The following is a 23483-nucleotide window of genomic DNA, read 5'->3' as shown; positions in this document are numbered from 1 at the left end:
CCGGACCGCCGGGGGACCGGACGGGCCGGTCGGCCGGTGCGAGCGGCCCGCAGCGATCCGGAGCGGCCCGCCGCGCGCCCGCCGCGCGCTCGGCGTGGGCCCGCGGCGATCAGCGACGCCCCGTGCCGAGGCGCGCGGGCTCGGCCGCCGCCGGACCCCCGGTCCCGGCGGCCCCGGACGCGCGCCCGCCGGGCCACGGGCGTACGCACCGCAGCGCCAGCACCAGCGCCAGTCCGCACAGGCTCACCACGTCCTTGAACGCCCGCCGGGTCGACGCCTCCAGGCCGGGGAAGGCGAACCCCGGCGCCTGCGGCATCAGCGCGGCCCAGAACCACGGCGAGCGCGCCGCCGCACCGGCCTCGAACACCCCGGCGACCAGCAGCGGCACCACGACCACCAGATAGTGCTCGTAGGACGGCCGGGACACCAGATACGACGCGAGCATGAGCATGGCGGCGGTGTCCGCGAGCCGGGCCGGACCGGGATCCGTGCGCCGCCAGCGCCGCCCGGCGCACACCACCCCGGCCGCGGCGGCCGCGAGCGCCACCGCCTCGGCCGCCGTCCGCGGCACCCCGAGCCGGGGCAGCACCGCGGGCAGGGAGCAGTCGAAGGGCCGCATCAGCGCGTCACCGCCCCTGAGCAGGAAGGGCAGCGTGCGGGTGAAGAACCCGCCCGGATCCGGCATGACCAGCGCCATGCCCGCGGACAGCGCCAGCGGCAGCGCCACCGTCCAGGCGAGGGCGCGCCACTGCCGGGCCAGGACCAGCAGGAGGGCGACGGGCACCAGCAGCGGTTTCACCGCCACGGAGAGCCCGAGGACCACACCGGCGGCACCCCAGCGCCCGCGGTCGGCCAGCAGCAGCGCCAGCGGCAGGGCCAGCGCGCCGACCGCCGTCCAGTTGCCGAGGTCGATCAGGTGGCCGACCGGAGCCCAGCACAGGACGAGACCGAGCAGCCCCAGCACCGCGAACCGGCTGCGCGCCGGTACCCGGAACAGCCGCAGCGCGCACCACCAGCCCGCCGTGACCAGCCCCACGCACACCACCGGAGCGGCGACCCGCAGCACGGCGGCGGGCAGCAGCGCCTGCCCGGCCGCGAACAGCACCGCGCTCGGCAGATAGAGGAAGCGCCGGTCGCCGTACGGGGCGCCGCCGTGCAGCCACACCTGCCCGGCGTGGACGACGAAGGCGTTGTCCATGCCGCCCTGGGCGTCCGCCACCGCCACGTGCGCGGCGCGGGCCGCCAGAACCGCGGCGAGCAGGACGAACCACACCGCACCGGCCGGACGCAGCAGCCAGGCCCGTGGGGCGGCGGCCGGGACCGGGGCCGGGTCGGGGGCGGAGGTCCGCGGGGCGTCACGAAGCTGCATCACTGGTACCTGTCCGGGAGAGGCCGCCACGAGCCGGACGGCCCGACGGAAACCGGTTCCTCCTGGTTTGAAACTGGAGGAACCGATGGATGTCTCTGGGCGTTTCTGGGGGCCTATGGGTGGGTTCGGCTGGCTGGGTTCGGCTCATTCTGGGTCTGCCGTCGCCGTCCCGGAGCCATCGGCCGCCCGCGCGTAGCTCGTGTCGCGCCGCGCAGCGGCGGCGCACAGGCCGCGCACGCGCCGCGCAGCGCGCCGTGCGCCCCTCGGTCCGCGCCGCCCGATCGGCCGTCCGGGTGCACTTCCGCGAGCGCCTACCCTTAGGAGCATGAGCAGCATCGACCGGAGCCGAGAAGTGGGCGTCACGCGCAGCTACGAGATCCGCACCTACGGATGCCAGATGAACGTCCACGACTCCGAGCGGCTGGCCGGGCTGCTGGAGGACGCGGGGTACGTGCGGGCCCCCGAGGGGGCGGACGGCGACGCGGACGTCGTCGTCTTCAACACCTGCGCCGTCCGGGAGAACGCCGACAACCGCCTCTACGGCAACCTCGGCCACCTCGCGCCGAAGAAGGCCGGCCGCCCCGGGATGCAGATCGCGGTCGGCGGCTGCCTGGCGCAGAAGGACCGCGACACCATCGTCAAGAAGGCGCCCTGGGTGGACGTCGTCTTCGGCACGCACAACATCGGCAAGCTGCCCGTCCTGCTGGAGCGCGCCCGCGTCCAGGAGGAGGCCCAGGTCGAGATCGCCGAGTCCCTGGAGGCCTTCCCCTCCACGCTGCCCACCCGGCGCGAGAGCGCGTACGCGGCCTGGGTGTCCATCTCGGTCGGCTGCAACAACACCTGCACCTTCTGCATCGTCCCCGCGCTGCGCGGCAAGGAGAAGGACCGCCGCCCCGGCGACATCCTCGCCGAGGTCGAGGCCCTGGTCGCCGAGGGCGTCTCGGAGATCACCCTGCTCGGCCAGAACGTCAACGCGTACGGCTCCGACATCGGCGACCGCGAGGCGTTCAGCAAGCTGCTGCGGGCCTGCGGCGCGATCGACGGCCTGGAGCGGGTCCGCTTCACCTCCCCGCACCCGCGCGACTTCACCGACGATGTGATCGCGGCCATGGCCGCGACGCCGAACGTGATGCCGCAGCTGCACATGCCCCTCCAGTCCGGTTCGGACACGGTCCTGAAGGCGATGCGCCGCTCCTACCGCCAGGAGCGCTACCTCGGGATCATCGAGAAGGTGCGCGCCGCCATCCCGCACGCCGCGATCACCACCGACATCATCGTGGGCTTCCCCGGCGAGACCGAGGAGGACTTCGAGCAGACGCTGCACGTGGTGCGCGAGGCGCGGTTCGCGCAGGCGTTCACCTTCCAGTACTCCAAGCGCCCCGGCACCCCGGCCGCCGAGATGGCGGACCAGATCCCCAAGGAGGTCGTCCAGGCGCGCTACGAGCGGCTTGTCGCCCTCCAGGAGGAGATCTCCTGGGAGGAGAACAAGAAGCAGGTCGGCCGCACCCTGGAGCTGATGGTCGCCGAGGGCGAGGGCCGCAAGGACGGCGCCACCCACCGGCTCTCCGGCCGCGCCCCCGACAGCCGCCTGGTCCACTTCACCAAGCCGGACCAGGACGTCCGCCCCGGTGACGTGGTCACGGTCGAGATCACCTACGCGGCCCCGCACCACCTGCTCGCCGAGGGCCCGGTGCTGGACGTGCGCCGCACCCGCGCGGGCGACGCCTGGGAGAAGCGCACCGCCGGGGCGGCCGCCGAGCCCGCCGGGGTGATGCTGGGCCTGCCGAAGATCGGCGTCCCGGAACCGCTGCCGGTCGCCGCGAACAGCGGCTGCGGCTGCGACTGACCCGGAGACCGGCCGCGGGGGCCGCGGGCCTGACGCGACGGACCCGGTGACCGTCCTGACTCCTGGCTTGGCCCGGACCGGGTTCGTGACCGGTCCCGGGGCCGTCCGGACGGACCTGCTCCAGAGCGCCGCGCGAGCGTGTCCCACCGGGGCGCGCCGAGCGGGCGCGGTTCTGCCTTGCGCGCCCTGGTCGAGCCCGAGCGGGTCCCCGGCGGCTTCCGGGACGGTTCGGTCCGTCCGGAACGGGCTGCGGGAGCGGCACCGAGCCGCCCCGGAACGGCCGTGGCCGGTTCCCGTCCCCGCCCGGAGCGCGCGCATCCCGACCTGGCGGGGACGGCCGTCCGGTGCCCGGTGCCGCGCGTTACGCTGCCGGGCATGCTTGTCGCCGCCGCAGTCTGCCCCTGTCCGCCCCTCCTCGTCCCCGCGGTCGCACAGGGAGCCGCGCCCGAGCTGGCTGCCGCGCGCGCCGCGTGCACGGACGCGCTGGGCGTGCTCGCCGCCGCCCGGCCCGACCTGCTCGTGGTCGTGGGCCCCGCCGGGCGGTCCGGCCGGGGCCCGCACCCCGAAGGTGCCCGCGGCTCCTTCCGGGGCTTCGGTGTGGACCTCGACGTCCGGCTCGGCCCGGACCGGGGCGAGGGCACGGGCACCGGCACCGGCACGCCCGAGCGTGCGCTGCCGCCGTCGCTCGCCGTGGCCGCGTGGCTGCTGGACCGGACCGGCTGGTCCGACTGCCCGGTCGAGGGGCTGGGGGTGGGAGAGCCCCTGGCGCCCGAGCGGTGCGTCGCGGCGGGCCGCGACCTGGCCGCGCGGTCCGCGCGGGTCGCCCTCCTGGTGATGGGCGACGGCAGCGCCTGCCGCTCGCTCAAGGCACCGGGGTACCTGGACGAGCGGGCCGAGCCCTTCGACGCGGCGGCCGCCCGCGCGCTCGGCGCGGCGGACGTGCAGGCCCTGGCCTCGCTCGACGCCGAGATGGCGTACGCGCTCAAGGTGTCCGGCCGGCCCTCGTGGCAGGTGCTCGCGGGCGCCGCCCAGGGCGCCGGGCTCGCCGGGACGCTGCTGTACGACGAGGCACCGTACGGCGTGGGCTACTTCGTGGCCGCCTGGTCCTGAGCGACCGCACCGGCGCGAGCGCCGCGTGCGCGGCGCGGTACGGGGGCGCACACGCGGGGCGCGGGGGCCGGGAGCGTACGTCTCCCTGCCCCCGCGCCCCGCGTGTGCGCTTTGCGCACTGTCCGCGTACTGTCCGCGCGCTGCTCCGTGTCACGACGCGGGCGGCGGCCCCTGCGGCGGTGTCTGCGGGGGCGGTGTCCGGTCCGTGCCGGAGCCGGAACCCGGGGCCGTCCCCGGAGGTTCCTGAGCCGGAGCGGCCGGTTCGGGCGCGGGAGCACCGGTGTCCGCGCCGCCCGGGTGGGCGAGCCGGTCCACGGCCTCCTTCGCCTTGCCCGTACCCGCGTGGATCTTGTCGCTGTACTTGCCCTTGGTCTTCTCGTCGACCATCTTCGCGGCCTTGTCGAGCCCCTGCTCGATCGAGCCCCCGTGCCGCTGCGCGAGGTCCGACACCTTGTCCCTGGCCGGGCCGAGCCTGGCCCTCACGTTGTCCAGCAGACCCATGGTTCACCTTCCCTGGCGGGGCAGTTACCTGCGGGCGCCCTCGCCGGCCGTGTGCTCGGCCGCCTCGTCGGCGGACTGCTGCTCGGGGATGCCGACGCCCTCGGCGGCGGCCTCCGCCGCCTCCTCGTCGGCGGCGCTCCCGGATCCGGCGTCCGGTGTCCGCGCCGACGGCGTGTCCGCCGGTTCCGCCGTGCCGTCCGCGCTGCTGTCGCCGCCGCTTCCGGCCGCGTCGCCGTCCGTCCCGGGGGCGGCTTGCGCCGCCTGGGCCGCACCGGTCGGCTCCGCCGCGGACGACGTCTCCTCGGTGGCCTTCGACCTCCGGAGAAGTCGCGCAAAAACGCCCATGTCAACTCCATACGTTACTCGTGCGGGCGGCATCCCGCGTAGCCCGGTGTTCCACTCGCGGCGCCCCGTACCACCGCCCGCCGGCGTCCGGCCGCGGGAACCTCGCAACGGGCAACGACCCGGCGCGCACGCCGTCACGTAACTCGTTCGAGGCGCCCGCCGGAGGTTTGCGAGACTGGTGCGGTGAGCAGCGCACCCCCCGCCCCCCGCGTCATCGCCGTCGTCGGCCCCACCGCGGCCGGAAAGTCCGATCTGGGCGTATTCCTGGCCCAACGCCTCGGCGGTGAGGTCGTCAACGCCGACTCCATGCAGCTCTACCGAGGGATGGACATCGGCACGGCCAAACTGACGCCCGAGGAGCGCGGCGGCGTGCCGCACCATCTGCTGGACGTCTGGGACGTGACCGTCACCGCCTCCGTCGCCGAGTACCAGCGGCTCGCCCGGGAGCGCATCGACGCCCTGCTCGCCGAGGGGCGCTGGCCGGTCCTGGTCGGCGGCTCCGGGCTCTATGTGCGCGGGGCGGTCGACGACCTCCAGTTCCCCGGCACCGACCCCGTGGTGCGGGCCCGGCTGGAGGAGGAGCTGACACTGCGCGGCTCCGGCGCGCTGCACGCGCGGCTCGCCGCCGCCGACCCGGAGGCCGCGCGCGCCATCCTGCCCGGCAACGGCCGCCGCATCGTCCGCGCGCTGGAGGTGATCGAGATCACCGGCCAGCCCTTCACGGCCAATCTGCCCGGCCACGACTCCGTCTACGACACGGTGCAGATCGGGGTCGACGTCGCGCGCCCCGAGCTGGACGAGCGCATCGCGCGCCGGGTCGACCGGATGTGGGAGGCGGGGCTCGTGGAGGAGGTGCGCGCGCTGGAGGCGCACGGCCTGCGCTCCGGGCGTACGGCGTCCCGGGCGCTCGGCTACCAGCAGGTGCTCACGGCGCTCGCGGGGGAGTGCACGCTCGACGAGGCGCGCACGGAGACCGTGCGCGCCACCAAGCGCTTCGCGCGCCGTCAGGACTCCTGGTTCCGGCGCGACCCGCGCGTGCACTGGCTGAGCGGAGCCGCCGCGGACCTCGCGGAACTTCCGGACCTGGCGCTGGCGTTGGTGGAACGACCGGTTACAGCCTGATCACGTGATGGCATCGGGAAGCCCAGGCCGTCATCCGGGCCTTCGGCGCCGTGCCATCATCGAGCTCTGATCGACAAGTGAGTCCTAGTTGGGAGGGCGCGTGGCGATGGAGGCCGGCCCTCGCGACACCGCACAAGGCACCGAGAGCATCACCGTGCAGGGCATCGATCCGGAGCCCGAGGAGGACTCGCTGAGCCCCGACGGCCCCGACGAGTCCGAGGGCGGTGTGACCGCCGACGGACCGGAGCCCGAGGAGATGTTCGCCGGGCCCGAGGTGGAGGTCGAGCTGCGCCCGCAGCGGCGGCTGCGCATCTGGCAGCTCGCGCCCATCGTGGGTCTGGCGGCGGTCGGCTCCTTGATGTTCGCCTTCCCGCTGGCCTTCGACGGCGACAGCGGTGCCATGATCGCCATGCTGGGGCTGCTGATCTGCTTCTGCGCGGCCGGCTGGGGCACGATGGCCGCCCGCCGTGTCGGCTACACCTGGCCGGGACTGCCGCCGCGCGGCTCGGGACGGCGGCCCGCCTGGCGGCTCGTCGCCGCGTACGTCCTGCTCGTCGCCGTGGTCGTCGTCCTCGCCGTCTGGCGGGTCGCGAAGCTCCGCTGAGCGGCCCCCGCGAGGACGAGGCTGCGCCGAGCGGCCCCGCGAGGATGTCGGACCCACCCCGTACGATCGAGGCATGAGCACCGGTATCGCCTTCCTCAAGGGTCACGGCACGGAGAACGACTTCGTGATCGTCCCCGACCCGGAGAACGCCGTGGAGCTGTCCCCGGCAGCCGTCGCCGCCCTGTGCGACCGCCGCGCGGGCATCGGCGGCGACGGCGTGCTGCACGTCGTGCGCTCGGCCGCGCACCCGGAGGCCCGTGCGATGGCCGCCGACGCCGAGTGGTTCATGGACTACCGCAACGGCGACGGCTCGGTCGCCGAGATGTGCGGCAACGGCGTACGGGTGTTCGCGCGCTACCTCCGGCACGCCGGGCTCGTGGCCGAGGGCGACCTCGCCGTCGCCACCCGGGGCGGCGTCAAGAGCGTGCACATCGCCAAGGACGGCGACATCACCGTCGGCATGGGCCGGGCCCGGCTCCCCGAGGGCGACGTCGCGGTGAGCGTCGGCCCCCATGTGTGGCCCGCGCGCAACGTCAACATGGGCAATCCGCACGCGGTCGCCTTCGTCGACGACCTGGCGGACGCCGGTGACCTGCTCTCCGCGCCGCCGTTCCACCCGGCCGCCGCCTACCCGGACGGGGTCAACGTCGAGTTCGTCGTCGACCGCGGCCCCGGTCACGTCGCCATGCGCGTGCACGAGCGCGGGTCCGGCGAGACCCGCTCGTGCGGCACGGGCGCGTGCGCCGTCGCCGTGGCGGCGGCCCGCCGCGACGGCGCCGACCCGGCCGTCACCGGCACCCCGGTGACGTACCGGGTCGATGTGCTCGGCGGCACCCTCGTCATCACCGAGCGGGCGGACGGGGAGATCGAGATGACCGGCCCCGCGGTGATCGTCGCCGAGGGCGAGATCGACCGGGAATGGCTGGAAACAGCGGCAGGTTGACTGCGGGACCGCCCGGACATCGCAGGCCGCAAGCCGTCGCGACCGGCCAGGATCCACGTCGTCGGGACCGGTGCGGGTGGGAATCCACGGCCGCCCGCCTGTCCCATGACCGAAAACCGTAAACCTGACACGCCGTCGCTCGATGGGGTGATCCGTTTCACGCTCTCCGAGAGGCGGTCGGCTCGGTGTGCTGGGCTCGGTAGCATCAAGCACCGGCCCGGACGGGGGATCCGACGCCAACCCCTGAGCCGCGTACGCCCTGGGGCACCCCCGTCCACCGGTCGAGACAGCCGGAGGTGCCCATGAGTGCGGATGCCACAAACCCTGCGGCCCCGGGCCCGGTGGCGCCGTCGGCGCCCCGGCGCAGAGCCCGCCCGCGGATCGACCTGCGCCGTCTGGGCCGGGCCGCCCTGCTCGGCCCCACCGCCCGGGACCGGCTCCCGGACGCCATCGGCCATGTCGCCGAGGCGCACCGCGCCCACTTCCCCGACGCCGATCTCGAACCGCTGCGCCGCGCCTACCTGCTGGCCGAGTCCTCGCACCGCGGCCAGATGCGCAAGAGCGGCGAGCCGTACATCACGCACCCGCTCGCCGTCACCCTCATCCTCGCCGAACTCGGCGCCGAGACCACCACGTTGACGGCCTCCCTGCTGCACGACACGGTCGAGGACACCGAGGTGACCCTCGACCAGGTGGGCGAGGAGTTCGGCGCGGAGGTCCGCTATCTCGTCGACGGCGTCACCAAACTGGAGAAGGTCGACTACGGCGCCGCCGCCGAACCGGAGACCTTCCGCAAGATGCTCGTCGCCACCGGCAACGACGTGCGGGTCATGTCCATCAAGCTCGCCGACCGGCTGCACAACATGCGCACGCTCGGCGTCATGCGCCCCGAGAAACAGGCCCGCATCGCCAAGGTGACCCGGGACGTGCTCATCCCGCTCGCCGAACGCCTCGGGGTGCAGGCGCTCAAGACCGAGCTGGAGGACCTGGTCTTCGCCATCCTCCACCCCGAGGAGTACGCGCACACCCGCGAGCTGATCGCCCAGAACGCGAGCCGCCCGCACGACCCGCTCACCGAGGTCGCCGAACAGGTGCGCGGCGTGCTCCGCGAGGCCGGTATCCCGGCCGAAGTCCTCGTCCGGCCACGGCACTTCGTCTCCCTGCACCGGGCGTCCCGCAAACGCGGCCGGCTGCGCGGCTGCGACTTCGGCCGCCTCCTGGTGCTGGTCCACGAGGACGCCGACTGTTACGCCGTCCTCGGCGAACTGCACACCTGTATGACGCCGGTCGTCTCGGAGTTCAAGGACTTCATCGCCGTACCCAAGTTCAACCTGTACCAGTCGCTGCACACCGCGGTCGCCCTGCCCGCGGCCCGGCCGGACACGTCCGAGGACGCGCAGGCGGACGGCCAGATCGTCGAAGTCCTCATCCGCACCCACCAGATGCACAAGACCGCCGAGGCCGGGGTCGTCGCGCTCGGCAACCCCTACGCCCCGCCCGCCGAGGACCCGGCGGCGGGCGACGGCGAGCGCGTCGACCCGACCCGGCCCGGCTGGCTCTCCCGCCTGCTCGACTGGCAGCAGGCGGCACCCGACCCGGACACCTTCTGGTCCACCCTGCGCGAGGACCTCGCCCAGGACCGCGAGATCACCGTCTTCCGCCCCGGCGGCGGCACCCTCGGCCTGCCCGCCGGTGCCAGCTGTATCGACGCCGCCTACGCCCAGTACGGCGAGGACGCGCACGCGTGCATCGGCGCCCGCGTCAACGGCCGCCTGGCCCGGCTGAGCACCGTCCTGAAGGACGGCGACACCGTCCAGCTCCTGATGGGCCAGGACCCCGCCTCCGAGCCGTCCAGGGAGTGGCTGGAGCACGCCCGTACGCCCGCCGCGCGCATCGCCATCCAGCGGTGGCTCACCGCACACCCCGCCCCGGCCGACGACGCGCCCGAGACCCGCGAGGACGCCCCCGACGCGCACCCGGTCTCCTCGGCGGTCCCCGTCGGCTCGCCCGACACTCCCGCGGGCCGTCCCGGCCCGGCGGCGGCCGTGGCCGCCGACCGGCCCGGCGCCACCGTACGGCTCGCGGGCTGCTGCACCCCCGTGCCGCCCGACCGCATCACCGCCTTCGCCGTGCGCGGGGGAGCGGTGACCGTGCACCGCGTCGAGTGCGCGGCGGTCGTGCGGATGAAGAGCACGGGGCGCGCGGAGATCGGCGTGCGCTGGGGCGACACCGCCGCGTGCCGGGTCACCCTGCTCGCCGAATCGTTCGGCCGCCCCCATCTGCTCGCCGACCTGACCGAGGCCATCGCCCTGGAGGGGGTCGAGATCGTCTCGGCCACCGTCGCCCCGCCGGCCCAGCAGCGCGTCCACCACACGTACACCCTGCAACTGCCCGACGCCGCCCGCCTGCCCGCCCTGATGCGGGCCATGCGCAACGTGCCCGGCGTGTACGACGTGAGCCGCGCCCGGTAGCGCCCGGTAGCGCCCGGTAGCGCCCGCGCGGGCCGGCGCAGAGCGTGCCGCCCCGGCGCGTGCCCGCGCGCGTCCCGCCTCCCCCGGCAGCGCGCGCTCCCGAGAGCCCCGTTCGGGTGGGCCGGGCGCGCGCCGCCGCCGCGGCGGGCCCGCGCGCTGATAGCCGTGGTGCATGCCGCGCACCCTCCGATCCCGCCTCCCGCGCCGTCGCAGGGCCCTCACCGGGACCCTCCTCGCGTCCGCCGTCTCCGTCTGCCTGCTCGCCGCGAGCGCCCCGCCCGCCGCGCTCGGCCTCGGCGACCGGCTCTACCCGACCCTGGGCAACCCCGGGTACGACGTGACGTCGTACGACCTCTCCCTCACCTACTCCGGGGACAACAGCAAGCCACTGCGGGCCGTCACCACCATCGACGCCCGGACGACCCGGGACCTGGACCGCATCAACCTGGACTTCACGCACGGCACGGTCGACTCCGTGCAGGTCGACGGGTTGCCGGCCGACTTCGCCGGCGCCGGGGAGGACCTGGTCGTCACCCCGCGGATCCCGCTGCCCGAGCAGAGCTGGGTGCGTGTCACCGTGCACCACACCAGCGACCCGGTGTCCGAGAAGGGCCGCGACGGCGGCTGGGTGCGCACCGCGGACGGCCTCGCCATGGCCAACCAGGCGGACGCCGCCCACCTGGTGTTCCCGTGCAACGACCACCCCTCCGACAAGGCGATGTACACCTTCCACATCACCGCCCCCGAGGGATACACGGCGGTCGCCAACGGCCTGCCCGCCGGGGTCACCCGCACCGGCGGCTCGGCCACCTGGACGTACCGCACCCGGCACCCGATGGCCACCGAGCTGGCGCAGGTCTCCATCGGGCGCTCGGCCGTGCTGCGCCGCACCGGACCGCACGGCCTGCCCGTGCGCGACGTCGTGCCCGCCGTCGACGCCAAGGCGCTCGAACCGTGGCTGGCCAGGACGCCCGGCCAGATCGCCTGGATGGAGAGCAAGGTCGGGCCCTATCCCTTCGAGACGTACGGCCTGCTGATGGCGTCCGCCACCACCGGCTTCGAACTGGAGACGCAGACCCTCTCCCTCTTCGAGAAGGAACTGTTCACCGACCCCGCCTGGCCCCAGTGGTACGTCGAGTCCGTCATGGTGCACGAGCTGTCCCATCAGTGGTTCGGCGACAGCGTCAGCCCCCGCTCCTGGTCCGACCTCTGGCTCAACGAGGGCCACGCGACCTGGTACGAGGCGCTGTACGCCGACGAGACGGCGCACAAGTCCATGGACGCGCGCATGAAGGCCGCCTACGGCGCCTCCGACGGCTGGCGCGCGGCCGGCGGCCCGCCCGCGCTGCCCAAGCCGCCCAAGGCCGGGCAGAAGGTCGGCATCTTCCGCGCGAACGTCTACGACGGCGCCGCCCTGGTGCTGTACGCGCTGCGCCAGGAGATCGGCAAGGACGCCTTCGAGCGCGTCGAGCGCGCCTGGGTCCATGACCACCGGGACTCCACGGCGGCCACGGCCGACTTCGAGCACCTGGCCTCCACCGTCGCCGGACGCGATCTGAGCGCCTTCTTCCAGGCGTGGCTCTACGGCGAGAAGACCCCGCCCATGCCCGGCCACCCCGACTGGAAGCAGGCGCCGCCGCCCGCTGCGGACAAGGCGGGCCGGACGGTGAAGGCGGCGACGTCCGCGCGGCCGGCCGGGGCGGGGGCGGCCCGGGGCTGAGCGGGCGGACGGGGCGCGAATAACGCCGTGACGAGACGGGCCGTGCCGTGCGACCATCGTCGGGTCGGCGCGGCGCGGTGCACGGGAATCTCCCCGGGTACCCGTGCGTTGTCACAGGTGACGGAATGGCTGCGGCAGGAGTGCCGGAGCCCGGCCGTCACCGGCGCGGCCCCGTGGCCGCACCACGGATTCCCGACGACGTAAGGACCCAATGACCTCCTCTTCCGGCTCTTCCGGCGCTTCTTCCTCTTCCCAGGCCACCAAGCGCTTCGCGCACACCCACCCCGAAGGACTTCGGGCCGATGCCCTGATGGAAGAGGACGTCGCCTGGAGCCACGAGATCGACGGAGAGCGGGACGGCGACCAGTTCGACCGCTCCGAGCGCGCGGCCCTGCGCCGCGTCGTGGGTCTCTCCACCGAGCTCGAGGACGTCACCGAGGTCGAGTACCGGCAGCTCCGCCTGGAGCGCGTGGTGCTCGTCGGCGTCTGGACCTCGGGGACCGTGCACGACGCGGAGAACTCCCTCGCCGAGCTGGCCGCCCTCGCGGAGACCGCGGGCGCGGTCGTCCTGGACGGCGTGATCCAGCGCCGCGACAAGCCCGACGCGGCCACCTACATCGGCTCCGGCAAGGCCGGTCAGCTGCGGGACATCGTCCTGGAGACGGGCGCCGACACCGTCGTCTGCGACGGTGAGCTGAGCCCCGGCCAGCTCATCCACCTCGAGGACGTCGTCAAGGTCAAGGTCATCGACCGTACGGCCGTGATCCTGGACATCTTCGCCCAGCACGCCAAGTCCCGCGAGGGCAAGGCGCAGGTCGCGCTCGCGCAGATGCAGTACATGCTGCCGCGGCTGCGCGGCTGGGGCCAGTCGCTGTCCCGGCAGATGGGCGGCGGCAGCGGCGGTCTGGCGACGCGCGGTCCCGGTGAGACCAAGATCGAGACCGACCGGCGCCGCATCCGCGAGAAGATGGCCAAGATGCGCCGGGAGATCGCGGCCATGAAGACCGGCCGCGAGATCAAGCGCCAGGAGCGGCGCCGCCACAAGGTGCCCTCCGTCGCCATCGCGGGCTACACCAACGCCGGGAAGTCCTCCCTGCTCAACCGGCTCACCGGCGCGGGCGTCCTGGTCGAGAACGCGCTGTTCGCGACCCTGGACCCGACCGTGCGCCGGGCCGAGACCCCGAGCGGGCGGCTGTACACGCTGGCGGACACCGTCGGCTTCGTCCGGCACCTGCCGCACCACCTGGTCGAGGCGTTCCGCTCCACCATGGAGGAGGTCGGCGACTCCGATCTGATCCTGCACGTCGTGGACGGTTCGCACCCCGACCCGGAGGAGCAGCTCGCCGCCGTGCGCGAGGTGATCAGGGAGGTCGGCGCCACCGACGTGCCCGAGATCGTCGTGGTCAACAAGGCGGACGCGGCGGACCCGCTGGTGCTCCAGCGGCTGCTGCGCCGGGAGAAGCACTCGATCGCGGTCTCCGCCCGGACCGGCCAGGGCATCGACACGCTGCTCGCCATGATCGACGCCGAGCTGCCCCGGCCCGCGGTGCAGGTCGAGGCGCTGGTGCCGTACACCCACGGCAAGCTGGTCGCCCGCGCCCACACCGAGGGCGAGGTGATCTCCGAGGAGCACACCGCGGAGGGCACCCTGCTCAAGGCCCTGGTGCACGAGGAGCTGGCCGCGGAGCTGGCGCCGTACGCGCCGGTTCCCGCGCTCTGACCTCCGCGCCGGGTGCACGACCGGTGCACACGGCACAGCGGGCCCGTCCCCTTCCGCGGAAGGGGACGGGCCCGCTGTCGTGCCGGGAGCGGCGTGGAGGTCACCGGCCGCCGTAGGTCCGGCTCATGTTCTGGTACAGCGCCTCGGCGCCCCGGCCGAGCTGCGGGCCCGCGAGCCAGGTGTTGTCGGACGGGCCGATCGAGGTGTTGGACACCAGGACGGTCTTCCCGCCCGCCACGCGGAACCAGCCGCCGCCGGACGAGCCGCCGGTCATGGTGCAGCCGATCCGGTACATCGTCGGCAGGGACGGGCTGAGCGACAGCCGGCCGGGCCGGTCCAGGCACCGGAACATCCGGAGCCCGCTGTACGGCGGCGCCGCCGGGTAGCCCCACGCGCCCATGGTGGCGACCTGGGGCGCCTGCGGCGCGGAGAAGTCCACGTCGAGCGCGGCCCCGACCGTCTCCTCCAGTGACTTTGTCCCGGCCTCCGGCTTCACGTGCAGCACCGCGTAGTCGTACGTGGCGCCCGCGCCGCCCGTCTCCGAGCCGCCCTGGATCCACTGGCCCGAGGTGGACGCCCAGTCCGCCCACCAGGCGCCGTAGGGGGCGACCTCGGCGGGAGCGGCCTGGCTCAGCTGGTCGGCGGACCTGCCCAGGTCGTTGTAGGCGGGCACGAAGGCGATGTTGCGGTACCAGCCGCCGCCCTGACCGGCGTGCACGCAGTGCCCGGCCGTCCACACCAGGTTGGACCGGCCCGGGTGGTTGACGTCCTTGACGACCGTGCCCGAGCAGACCATCGCACCCTGGGGCGAGTCGAAGAAGACCTTGCCGACCGGGGCCGCGTGCTGGTGGTACGGGGTCTTCTCGGCCTGCGCCGGGACCGCGCGCGGCGCCGGTCGCTGACCCCCTGGCCGGCGGCGTCCTGGGTGGTGACCGTCTTGTTGGCCTCCTTGGCGGACTTCATCCGCTCAGGCTTCCAGAGGCCCTTGATCACCGGGTTGACGAAGTCCTTGGCGGCGCTGAGCCACTTGTCCTTGTCCCAGTTCTTCCAGCCGCCGTCGCGCCATGTGTCGGCGTCGATGCCGTGTTCCTTCAGCTTGTCCGCGAGACCGGCCGGGATCTTGGCCTTCCCGTCGCCGCCGCTGCCCGCGTTCCGGGAGGCGGCGGTGGACGGCGTGCCGCTCGCGTCGTCGGAGTCCGAGCCGCCGCAGGCGGTGGCGGTGAGCGTCAGGGCCGCCGCGAGACCGGTGGCGGCGAGTGCGGTGCGCCGGCGTGCGCGCCGGGGCGTCTGGGATGTACGCGGTGAACGCATGGTGCGAGGAACCCCCGTTGGTTCGTGTCTGGGCTGCCCGGCCGGCGGTGCTCACCGGCCGGGATCGGTTGCGGGCGGCGGAGGGGTGGCGGGCGTGCCGGTCACCCCTCCGCCGCCCGGTTCAGCGGGTGCGCGGAGCCGCGCTCAGCGCCCGGCGAACTTCTTGCTGACGGAGTCGTACACGCCCTTGGCGACCGTGCCCAGCCGCGGACCGGCCAGCCAGCCCGAGGTGACCGGGCCGATCGAGGTGTTGGAGACCAGCGCCGGCTTGCCGTCGGCGCCCTGCTCGACCCAGCCGCCGCCGGAGGAACCGCCGGTCATGCTGCACCCGATGCGGTACATCGTCGGGTCGGCGGACGCCACCGACAGCCGGCCGGGCTTGTCCTGGCACTGGTAGAGGAGCTGCCCGTCGTAGGGCGGCGCGGCCGGGTAGCCGGTCGCGGTGATGCTCCGGACCTTCGGCACCGCGGGGGCGTTGAAGTTCACCGGGAGCGCCGAACCGACGGTCTCCTCCAGCGACTTGCCGTTCCCGCCCTTCTCCGGCGTCACATGGATGACGGCGAAGTCGTAGCTCGCGCCCTGCCCGCCGGTGGAGCCGCCCTGCTCGATCCACTGGTCGGAGGTCTGCGCCCAGTCGCCCCACCACACCCCGTACGGGGCGATCTGCTCCCGGGTGGCACCCTGGAGCTGGGCGGCGCTGCTGCCCGCGTCGTTGTACGACGGCACGAACGCGATGTTGCGGTACCAGCCGCCCTTCTTGCCCGCGTGCACGCAGTGGCCCGCCGTCCAGACCATGTTGGACTTGCCGGGGTGGGCCGGGTCCTCGACGACCGTGGCCGAGCAGACCATCGTGCCCTCGGGGGAGTCGAAGAAGACCTTGCCCGCCGTCGCGGCGCCCGTGTGGTACGGCGGCGCCACCTTCGCGGCGCGCACGGGCACCGGGGTCGGGTCGGTGACGCCCTGGTCACCGGAGATGTCGTTGTCGTCCACGCCCTTGTCCGGGTCGTTGGCGCGGCGCATCCGGTCCGGGTCCCACAGGCCCTGGATGATCGGGTTGACGAAGTCGTTGGCCTCGCGCAGCCAGTCGCTCTTGTCCCAGTTCTTCCAGGCGCCGTTCTTCCACTTGTCGATGTCGATCCCGTGCTCTTTGAGCTTCTTGCGGATGTCGTCCGGGATCGTGATCTTTCCGTCGCCCGTGGCTCCCGCGTCACCGGTCTGCGCGGCGGCGGTGGGCTGCCCGCCCGCGTCGGTGTCGTCGCCGTTGCAGCCGGTGGCGGTGAGTGCCAGCGTCGACACCAGGGCGACGGTGGCCAGTACGGGGCCGGCCGTGCGCCGGGAGCGCCCTCCCCGGCGAGCGGTGGTGGACGGGCGTATGGATCGCATGCTTCGGTTCCCCCTGTGGTGAACGGACGTGCTGACGCGCTGCGTTCCGGCGCCGGACACGGGCGGACGGCGGACCGGTGTCGGACCGGTGACGGACCGTCGGTGGACCGGTGCCGGCCGCGTGGCGCGGCTGCTGGAACGGCACCACACACTATGCGCTCGCTGTGGGGGACTGCCCACGGAACGGCAACGGTTCGGCTACAAGCCGCCTGACCTGGACAACCGTCCGGCGGCCTACGGGCTCACGGACGGTTCGGCGCCGGACGGGCGGAAGCGGCGCCGGTACTCCGTGGGGGTCGTGCCGAGCCGACGGCGGAAGGCGCGCACCAGCGTGTCCACCGTGCCGAACCCGCACTCCGTGACGATCCGTTCGAGGGTGGCGTCGGTGGACTCCAGCCGGGCGCGCGCCCGTTCGACGCGGGCGGCCTCCACATAGGCGCTGGGCGTCATGCCGAGTTCGGACCGGAAGACGCGGGTCAGCTGCCGTTCGCTGAGATGGGCGTGCGCGGCCAGGTCCGCCACGGTCAGCCGTTCGCCGAGACGGTCCAGGATGTGGTGGCGCAGCTCCTCCACGCGGCGCGTCCCGGAGACCGGTTCCAGCGGCACGCTGAACTGGCTCTGTCCACTGGGCCGTTTCAGATACATCACCAGCTGCCGGGCGACCCGCAGCGCCACCGTCTCGCCGTGGTCCTCGGCGACCAGGGCGAGCGAGAGGTCGAGGCAGGCGCTGATCCCCGCACCGGTCCAGGTGTCGCCCTCCCGGATGAAGATCGGATCGGCGTCGACCCGCACCGCCGGGTGCTCGTCGGCGAGTTGCCGCGCCGTCGACCAGTGGGTGGTGGCGCGCCTGCCGTCCAGCAGCCCGGCGGCGGCCAGGATGTGCGCGCCGACGCAGACGGAGGCGGTCCGGCGGGCCCGTCCCGCGAGATCCCGCACCCGGTCGACCACGGCGGGCTCCGCGAGCGCCCGGACCCGCCCGGGGCCGTCCGTCTCGACCGAGCCGGGCACCAGGAGGGTGTCGACACGGCTGTCCGACAGCTCCTCGAAAGTGGTGTCGGGCACCACCCGCACCCCGGCGGAGGTGGTGACGGGATCCATGGTCTCCGCCGCCAGGACGACCCGGTAGCAGGCCGGGTCCGCCAGCTCCCGCCGCACCAGGGAGAACACCTCGGGCGGGCCGGTGACGTCGAGCAGGTCGACGCCCTCGAAGAGCACGACGACGACGAGGCGTCCGGTGGCGGCGCTCAAGGGATCTCCGTCCGTTCGGCAGGGCAGGCGATGTCCGGATCTGCGGGTTGGGCGACATTGCCGACGCGCAGAGCATGATCGTACGTTCGTATCCGGGCCGGCCACCGCACCGGCGGCCCACGCACGACGACTCCGGGCGCACGGCCCGGTGCTTCTCCCGAGGGGAACCCATGACCACGACGACGCTGCGCGCGCTCAACGGACTCGACGACACCCCGGCCTCGCTCGCGGACGCGACCCTGATCCTGGTCGACTACCAGAACACCTACGTCGGCGGAGTGATGGAGCTGACGGGCTGGCGGGCCGCGCTCGACTCCGCCGCCGCCCTGCTGGCGCGGGCCCGGCGGGCCGGGGCCACGGTCATCCATGTCGTCCACGACGGCGGACCCGGCAGCGCGTACGACATCAGGGAGGAGATCGGCGCCGTCCACCCGAGCGTGGCCCCGGCCGAGGGCGAGGCCGTCGTGGTGAAGCAGGCGCCGAACGCGTTCGTCGGCACCGAACTGGGCGACCTGGTCGACGCGGCCGGGCACCAGGACGTCGTGGTGATCGGCTTCATGACGCACATGTGCGTGCAGTTCACCGCCGAGGGCGCCTTCCTGCGCGGCAACCGGCCCACGGTCGTCGCCGACGCGTGCGCGACGCGTCCGCTCCCGTCCGGGGGCACGCTGCTGGACGCCGGCCAGATCCACGCCGCCGCGCTGGCGACGGTCGGGGATCTGTACGGGGTCGTCGTCGCGTCGGGGGAGGAGCTGGGCTGAGGACTGAGACGCTCCCGGCTGTTCCGGGCGGGGCCACGGCTGTTCTCCGCCGGATCCCCGGCTGGTCCCCGGCTGGTCCCCGGCTGGTCCCCGGCGGCGGGTGCCGGGTCGCCGGAAACTCCCTCCGGGCGGCCCGTAACCGTACGGATCACCGGCGGTTGTACCGGTGGGGTTCCCGCTGCCCACGGCCAGGCCCACGCGCCCCGGCCGGGCAGAACACGGGCGAGCGACACCATGCCGCAGGGGCCCCGGAACGCGGCCCCTCCCGTCGGAGGAGGCCGCCGCCTCGGGACAGCGGGAGGGCAGGGAGCCGTGACGGTGGCCGCGCACGGGGGGTATGAGACGCACGGGGGAGCCGGGACCTCCGCGGAGCGCGAGGAGCGCGAGGAGCGCGAGGGGCGCGAGGGGCGCGAGGGGCGCGCGCGGGAGCAGGAGAGGTGCGCGGAGGACGGCGCGCACGCCCTTCATGAGGGCATCCTGCGGCGCCAGGGCGCGCGCGAGTCGGCGGCCCGCACCTACGCGCGCGCCCTGCCGATCGTGCCGGTCCGGGCGCGCGGCCTCACCATCGAGGGCGCGGACGGCCGCCGTTACCTGGACTGCCTCTCCGGTGCGGGCACCCTCGCCCTCGGCCACAACCACCCCGTCGTCCTGGAGGCCGTCCGCAAGGTCCTCGACTCGGGCGCGCCGCTGCACGCCCTCGACCTGGCCACGCCCGTCAAGGACGCGTTCGTCACCGAGCTGTTCCGCACCCTGCCCGCCGGACTGGCCGCACGCGCGCGCGTGCAGTTCTGCGGTCCGGCCGGTACGGACGCGGTCGAGGCCGCCTTCAAGCTCGTCCGGGCCGCCACCGGACGCACCGGCATCATGGCGTTCACCGGGGCCTACCACGGGATGACCGACGCGGCGCTCGCCGCCTCCGGGCACGCCCAGGACGTACGCGTCACCCGGCTGCCCTACCCGCAGGACTACCGCTGCCCCTTCGGCGTCGGCGGCCCGCTCGGCGCCGAACTCGCCGCCCGCTGGACAGAGTCCCTGCTGGACGACCCCAAGTCCGGGGTGCCGCTGCCCGCCGGGCTGATCCTCGAACCCGTCCAGGGCGAGGGCGGGGTGATCCCCGCGCCGGACGCGTGGACGCGCCGCGTCCGGCGGCTCACCGAGGACAGGTCCGTACCCCTGATCGCCGACGAGGTCCAGACCGGCGTCGGCCGCACCGGCGCCTTCTGGGCGGTGGACCACAGCGGCATCACACCGGACGTGATGGTGCTGTCGAAGGCCATCGGCGGCAGCCTGCCGCTGGCCGTCGTCGTGTACCGGGACGACCTCGACGTCTGGGCACCCGGTGCCCACGCGGGCACCTTCCGCGGCAACCAGCTCGCCATGGCCGCCGGGACCGCCACCCTGGCGTACGTCCGTGAGAACCGGCTCGCCGAGCACGCCGCCGATCTCGGCTCCCGCATGCTGCGCAGGCTGGGCGAGCTGCGCGAGCGGTACGCCTGTGTGGGCGACGTGCGGGGGCGTGGGCTGATGCTCGGCCTGGAACTGGTCGATCCGGAGGCCGCGGCGGAGACGGAGACGGAGCCTGAAGCAGAGCCTGAGATGGCGTCCGGGGCCGGGACGGGGGCGGGGTCCGGCACGGGGGCCGCGCCGCTCGCCGCTCCCGGGCGACGCCCGCCCCCCGCCGCTCCCGCCCTGGCCGCCGCCGTGCAGCGGGAATGCCTGCGGCGGGGCCTCATCGTCGAACTCGGCGGCCGCCACGGCAGCGTCGTCCGGCTGCTTCCGCCGCTGACCCTCACCGACGAGCAGTCCACCGCCGTGCTCGACCGGCTGGCCGACGCGGTCGAGGCGGTCGAAGCGGTGGCCGGTCGGCCTCCCGCGCGCGTGGGCGAGCGGTCCGGGCCGCCCGGACAGGGCCGCCGTGCCGCCGGGCCGGTGCGAGGAGCGGGGGGCGCGGAATGACCGGGCCGGAGCCCGCCGCCGTGCCCGGTCGGCGGCCGGGCGGCCGACCGCGGCGACCGCCCGGGACGACGCCGCAGCCCCCGGACGCCTCGGTCGACGTACCGGACGTCGTCCACGAACCGGACGTCGTCGGCGTACCGGACGTCACGGACGTCACGGACCCCGCAGACGCCCACGTCTCACCCCCACGCCGAGGAACCGCCGTGAACGCCACCCCCACCGTCCCCCACCAGACGGGCGCCCTGCCCGCCCACCGGTCACCGGACCCGCGTCCGTCCCCGGCCGACGCGGTGTCCACGTCGGCCGACCCGCTCGACCACCCCGACCCGCACACGGCCGCCCAGATCGCCGGTGTCGAGAACCTGCTGCGCTGCTGGGTCCGCGAGACCGGCATGCAGGGCCCCGGCGACGGCATCCTCCGCGTCCCCCTGCCGAGCAGCGGAACGGCCCTCCTGGTACCGGTCCGCCACTGGTCGCCGACCGGCTGGCACCGCTTCGGCCCGCCGCGCCTGGCCGGTGCCCCGGAGTCCGCCCCAGCGGCCGACGCCGTCACGGTCGCCGCGCTGCTCGCCCGCGAAGCCGCGGTCCCGGCCGCCGACAGCGACGACACCAGCGGCTCCGGGCCCCGCGGCGGAGCCGAATCCCGCGGCGGCTCCGGCCCGGCGGACGCCATGGCCGGGGCCGACGCGGTCGACCTGGTGTCGCGCGTCGCCGACTCGGTCCGGCGCACCGCGCTCTTCCTCGCCGACCGCCGCGCGGACCCGGCCGACCGCCCCGACCTCTTCCTCTCCGCCGAGCAGGCCCTCCTGCTCGGACACCCCCTGCATCCGGCGCCCAAGAGCCGCGAGGGCCTGTCGGAGGCCGAGGCACGGCCGTACTCGCCCGAGTCCCGCGGCGCCTTCCCGCTGCACTGGATGGCCGTCGCCCCCGGCGTGCTCGCCACCGACTCCGCGTGGACCGAGGGTGGCCGCCGTGTCCCGGCCGACCGGATCACGGCCCGGCTCGCGGGCCCGGGACTGCCCCTGCCCGAGGGGTACGCGGCACTGCCGCTGCACCCGTGGCAGGCGCGCGAGGTGCGGCACCGCCCCGGCACGGCCGCGCTCCTCGACGCGGGACTGCTGCGCGACCTCGGACCGCACGGCCCGTCCTGGCACCCGACCTCCTCCGTACGCACCGTCCACCGCGGCGGCGCGCCCGCCATGCTCAAACTGTCCCTCGCCCTGCGCATCACCAACTCGCGCCGGGAGAACCTCCGCAAGGAACTCCACCGCGGAGTGGAGGTGCACCGGCTGCTGCGGGCCGGACTCGGCGCGCGGTGGCGGGCCGCCCACCCCGGTTTCGACATCGTGCGCGACCCGGCCTGGCTGGCCGTCGACGACCCGGACGGCGGTCCCGTGCCCGGCCTCGATGTGATGATCCGGCACAACCCGTTCGCCCCGGCGGACGACGTCGCCTGCGTCGCCGGACTGGTCGCTCCCCGGCCGAGCCCCGGCGGCGCGCCCCACAGCCCGGCAGACGGCGCACCCGCACCGTACGGCCCGGCCGGGAGCGCGGCGCACGACTCGGCCGCGAGCCCGGCGTACGACCCGGACGGCGGCCGTCCCCGGACGGACAGCGGCCGGATCACGCGCTCCCGCCTCGCGGAGATCGTCACGCGGCTCGCCGCCCGCAGCGCCCGGCCGGTGGGCGCCGTCGCCGCCGAGTGGTTCCTGCGCTACCTCGAACAGGTGATCCGTCCCGTGCTGTGGCTGGACGGCGAGGCGGGCATCGCCCTGGAGGCGCATCAGCAGAACACCCTGGTCCTGCTGGACCCGGCGGGCTGGCCGGCGGGCGGCCGCTACCGCGACAACCAGGGGTACTACTTCCGGGCCTCCCGGCACGCGGAACTCGACGCGGCACTGCCCGGGATCGGCGCCCGCAGCGACACCTTCGTCCCCGACGAGGTCGCCGACGAGCGCTTCGCGTACTACCTCGCCCTCAACAACGTGTGCGGCCTCGTCGGCGCCCTCGGCTCCCAGCGGCTCGCCGACGAACGGCTGCTGCTGGCCGCCTTCCGCCGCTTCCTGGCCACCGCGGCGAGCGGGCCCGGACGCCTGCGCTCCACGCTGCCCGCCCGTCTGCTGGACGCGCCGGTCCTGCGCTGCAAGGCCAATCTGCTGACCCGGCTGCGCGGCCTGGACGAACTGGCCGGTCCGGTCGACACCCAGTCCGTCTACGTCACCGTCGCCAACCCCCTCCACTCCTGACGCCCTGACGCTCCGGCCCCCCGGCCGCTCCCGAGTGCCACGGATCCCTCCGAGAGGACCGCCCATGCCGTCCGCCGACACCGGCACCGCCCCGAGCCCCGCCCCCGACCGGACCCCCGCCGCAGGGGCGCCCGCCGAGGCGGGCAGCGACGGCGAGGACACGCTCGATCTGCGGCTGCCCGAGGAATTCGTCGCGCTCTTCGCCGACCCCGCCGGGACCGCTCCCGCCGCCACCGGCGGCCCGGCCGACCTCCTGGACGGTGTGGGCGACTGGGGCCCCGTCGACACCCCCGTGGGGACCTTCCGCCTGGTGCCCGTCCGGATCGAACGGGACCTGCCGGTCGTCAGCCGCTGGATGAACGACCCCGCGGTCGACGCCTTCTGGCAGCTCGCCGGGCCACCGAGCGCGACCGAGGAACACCTGTGCGCCCAGGTGGACGGCGACGGACGCAGCGTCCCCTGCATCGGTCTGCTGGACGGCATGCCGATGAGCTACTGGGAGATCTACCGGGCCGATCTCGACCCGCTGGCCCGCCACTACTGCGCACGGCCGCACGACACGGGCCTCCACCTCCTCATCGGCGCCGCCGCCGACCGCGGCCGGGGGACCGGCGGCGCGCTGCTGCGGGCGGTGGCCGCACTGGTCCTCGCCCGGCGCCCGGCCTGCGCCCGCGTCGTCGCCGAACCCGACCTGCGCAACGGCCCCTCGGTGGCCGCCTTCCTGCGCGCGGGATTCCGGCAGGCGGCCGAGGTGGAGCTGCCCGGCAAGCAGGCCGCCCTCATGGTGCGGGACCGGTTCCCGCAGCGGCCGCGATGACCGCGGACCG

General features: G+C 74.8%; 17 protein-coding genes and 1 pseudogene. 12 read left to right on the top strand and 6 right to left on the bottom strand.

Features of this window, described 5'->3' with window-relative positions; translation table 11 throughout:
• Positions 1–109 precede the first annotated feature (109 nt).
• A complete protein-coding gene (locus ACWDYF_RS18065) occupies positions 110–1369 on the bottom strand; it encodes a glycosyltransferase family 87 protein (protein ID WP_389469975.1) in 1260 nt (419 codons plus the stop codon).
• Positions 1370–1694: 325 nt separating this feature from the next.
• Between ACWDYF_RS18065 and miaB the strand changes: the two genes are divergently transcribed.
• Together miaB and ACWDYF_RS18055 are read left to right on the top strand one after the other, a co-directional pair.
• Positions 1695–3215: a tRNA (N6-isopentenyl adenosine(37)-C2)-methylthiotransferase MiaB gene (gene miaB / locus ACWDYF_RS18060; protein ID WP_381739407.1), complete on the top strand. Its 1521-nt coding sequence runs from the start codon at positions 1695–1697 to the stop codon at positions 3213–3215.
• Between the two features lie 375 nt (positions 3216–3590).
• The gene (locus tag ACWDYF_RS18055; protein WP_389469971.1) at positions 3591–4325 is read left to right on the top strand and encodes a class III extradiol dioxygenase subunit B-like domain-containing protein; all 735 of its coding nucleotides are present in this window, start codon (positions 3591–3593) and stop codon (positions 4323–4325) included.
• A gap of 150 nt (positions 4326–4475) precedes the next feature.
• On the opposite strand, the gene ACWDYF_RS18050 is transcribed toward ACWDYF_RS18055, so the two are convergent.
• Together ACWDYF_RS18050 and ACWDYF_RS18045 are read right to left on the bottom strand one after the other, a co-directional pair.
• A complete protein-coding gene (locus ACWDYF_RS18050) occupies positions 4476–4826 on the bottom strand; it encodes an antitoxin (protein WP_389469968.1) in 351 nt (116 codons plus the stop codon).
• Between the two features lie 24 nt (positions 4827–4850).
• Positions 4851–5171 carry a hypothetical protein gene (locus ACWDYF_RS18045; RefSeq protein ID WP_389469965.1) on the bottom strand — a complete coding sequence of 107 codons (321 nt, stop codon included), beginning with the start codon at positions 5169–5171 and terminating at the stop codon, positions 4851–4853.
• A gap of 183 nt (positions 5172–5354) precedes the next feature.
• On the opposite strand from ACWDYF_RS18045, the gene miaA reads away from it, so the two are divergent.
• The 6 genes from miaA (at position 5355) to hflX (ending at position 13751) form a co-directional block, all read left to right on the top strand.
• Positions 5355–6293 (top strand): tRNA (adenosine(37)-N6)-dimethylallyltransferase MiaA, encoded by a 939-nt coding sequence (miaA, locus tag ACWDYF_RS18040; RefSeq protein ID WP_389469962.1) that lies wholly within the window; start codon positions 5355–5357, stop codon positions 6291–6293.
• A gap of 106 nt (positions 6294–6399) precedes the next feature.
• Complete coding sequence (locus ACWDYF_RS18035; protein ID WP_389470049.1) at positions 6400–6897, top strand: hypothetical protein; 498 nt, start codon at positions 6400–6402, stop codon at positions 6895–6897.
• Positions 6898–6970: 73 nt separating this feature from the next.
• Positions 6971–7840: a diaminopimelate epimerase gene (gene dapF, locus ACWDYF_RS18030; RefSeq protein ID WP_037888997.1), complete on the top strand. Its 870-nt coding sequence runs from the start codon at positions 6971–6973 to the stop codon at positions 7838–7840.
• A 302-nt stretch (positions 7841–8142) separates the two neighbouring features.
• On the top strand, positions 8143–10311 hold the full coding sequence (locus ACWDYF_RS18025; protein ID WP_381739415.1) for a RelA/SpoT family protein: 2169 nt from the start codon (positions 8143–8145) through the stop codon (positions 10309–10311).
• A 172-nt stretch (positions 10312–10483) separates the two neighbouring features.
• Complete coding sequence (locus ACWDYF_RS18020) at positions 10484–12031, top strand: M1 family metallopeptidase (protein WP_389469957.1); 1548 nt, start codon at positions 10484–10486, stop codon at positions 12029–12031.
• Between the two features lie 211 nt (positions 12032–12242).
• Positions 12243–13751, top strand: coding sequence for a GTPase HflX (gene hflX / locus ACWDYF_RS18015; protein ID WP_381739418.1), 1509 nt, complete (start codon positions 12243–12245; stop codon positions 13749–13751).
• A 100-nt stretch (positions 13752–13851) separates the two neighbouring features.
• Here hflX and ACWDYF_RS18010 read toward each other — a convergent pair.
• From ACWDYF_RS18010 to ACWDYF_RS18000, 3 genes and pseudogenes are all read right to left on the bottom strand, one after another.
• Positions 13852–15062: pseudogene (locus tag ACWDYF_RS18010) on the bottom strand (trypsin-like serine peptidase).
• Positions 15063–15206: 144 nt separating this feature from the next.
• Complete coding sequence (locus tag ACWDYF_RS18005; protein WP_389469953.1) at positions 15207–16445, bottom strand: trypsin-like serine peptidase; 1239 nt, start codon at positions 16443–16445, stop codon at positions 15207–15209.
• Positions 16446–16679: 234 nt separating this feature from the next.
• Positions 16680–17693 (bottom strand): GlxA family transcriptional regulator, encoded by a 1014-nt coding sequence (locus ACWDYF_RS18000; protein WP_389469950.1) that lies wholly within the window; start codon positions 17691–17693, stop codon positions 16680–16682.
• 170 nt (positions 17694–17863) lie between these two features.
• Here ACWDYF_RS18000 and ACWDYF_RS17995 point away from each other — a divergent pair, with 170 nt between their 5' ends.
• The 4 genes from ACWDYF_RS17995 to ACWDYF_RS17980 all read left to right on the top strand — a co-directional run bounded on the left by ACWDYF_RS17995 (position 17864) and on the right by ACWDYF_RS17980 (position 23473).
• On the top strand, positions 17864–18454 hold the full coding sequence (locus ACWDYF_RS17995; RefSeq protein WP_018564695.1) for an isochorismatase family protein: 591 nt from the start codon (positions 17864–17866) through the stop codon (positions 18452–18454).
• A 477-nt stretch (positions 18455–18931) separates the two neighbouring features.
• A complete protein-coding gene (locus ACWDYF_RS17990; RefSeq protein WP_389470046.1) occupies positions 18932–20410 on the top strand; it encodes a diaminobutyrate--2-oxoglutarate transaminase family protein in 1479 nt (492 codons plus the stop codon).
• A gap of 203 nt (positions 20411–20613) precedes the next feature.
• Positions 20614–22656, top strand: a complete 2043-nt coding sequence (locus ACWDYF_RS17985; RefSeq protein WP_389469947.1) for an IucA/IucC family protein — start codon at positions 20614–20616, stop codon at positions 22654–22656.
• Positions 22657–22720: 64 nt separating this feature from the next.
• Positions 22721–23473 (top strand): GNAT family N-acetyltransferase, encoded by a 753-nt coding sequence (locus ACWDYF_RS17980; protein WP_389469945.1) that lies wholly within the window; start codon positions 22721–22723, stop codon positions 23471–23473.
• Positions 23474–23483 lie beyond the last annotated feature (10 nt).

The sequence above is a fragment of the Streptomyces sp. NPDC003284 genome, from assembly GCF_053589675.1.
This window is presented reverse-complemented; position numbering and strand designations above follow the sequence as displayed.

Excerpts from the sequence above, each read along its gene's own strand:
- ACWDYF_RS18065 (WP_389469975.1), bottom strand. The coding sequence starts at position 1,369 with ATGCAGCTTCGTGACGCCCCGCGGACCTCCGCCCCCGACCCGGCCCCG.
- miaB (WP_381739407.1), top strand. The coding sequence starts at position 1,695 with ATGAGCAGCATCGACCGGAGCCGAGAAGTGGGCGTCACGCGCAGCTAC.
- ACWDYF_RS18055 (WP_389469971.1), top strand. The coding sequence starts at position 3,591 with ATGCTTGTCGCCGCCGCAGTCTGCCCCTGTCCGCCCCTCCTCGTCCCC.
- ACWDYF_RS18050 (WP_389469968.1), bottom strand. The coding sequence starts at position 4,826 with ATGGGTCTGCTGGACAACGTGAGGGCCAGGCTCGGCCCGGCCAGGGAC.
- ACWDYF_RS18045 (WP_389469965.1), bottom strand. The coding sequence starts at position 5,171 with ATGGGCGTTTTTGCGCGACTTCTCCGGAGGTCGAAGGCCACCGAGGAG.
- ACWDYF_RS18035 (WP_389470049.1), top strand. The coding sequence starts at position 6,400 with ATGGAGGCCGGCCCTCGCGACACCGCACAAGGCACCGAGAGCATCACC.
- dapF (WP_037888997.1), top strand. The coding sequence starts at position 6,971 with ATGAGCACCGGTATCGCCTTCCTCAAGGGTCACGGCACGGAGAACGAC.
- ACWDYF_RS18025 (WP_381739415.1), top strand. The coding sequence starts at position 8,143 with ATGAGTGCGGATGCCACAAACCCTGCGGCCCCGGGCCCGGTGGCGCCG.
- ACWDYF_RS18020 (WP_389469957.1), top strand. The coding sequence starts at position 10,484 with ATGCCGCGCACCCTCCGATCCCGCCTCCCGCGCCGTCGCAGGGCCCTC.
- hflX (WP_381739418.1), top strand. The coding sequence starts at position 12,243 with ATGACCTCCTCTTCCGGCTCTTCCGGCGCTTCTTCCTCTTCCCAGGCC.
- ACWDYF_RS18005 (WP_389469953.1), bottom strand. The coding sequence starts at position 16,445 with ATGCGATCCATACGCCCGTCCACCACCGCTCGCCGGGGAGGGCGCTCC.
- ACWDYF_RS17995 (WP_018564695.1), top strand. The coding sequence starts at position 17,864 with ATGACCACGACGACGCTGCGCGCGCTCAACGGACTCGACGACACCCCG.
- ACWDYF_RS17980 (WP_389469945.1), top strand. The coding sequence starts at position 22,721 with ATGCCGTCCGCCGACACCGGCACCGCCCCGAGCCCCGCCCCCGACCGG.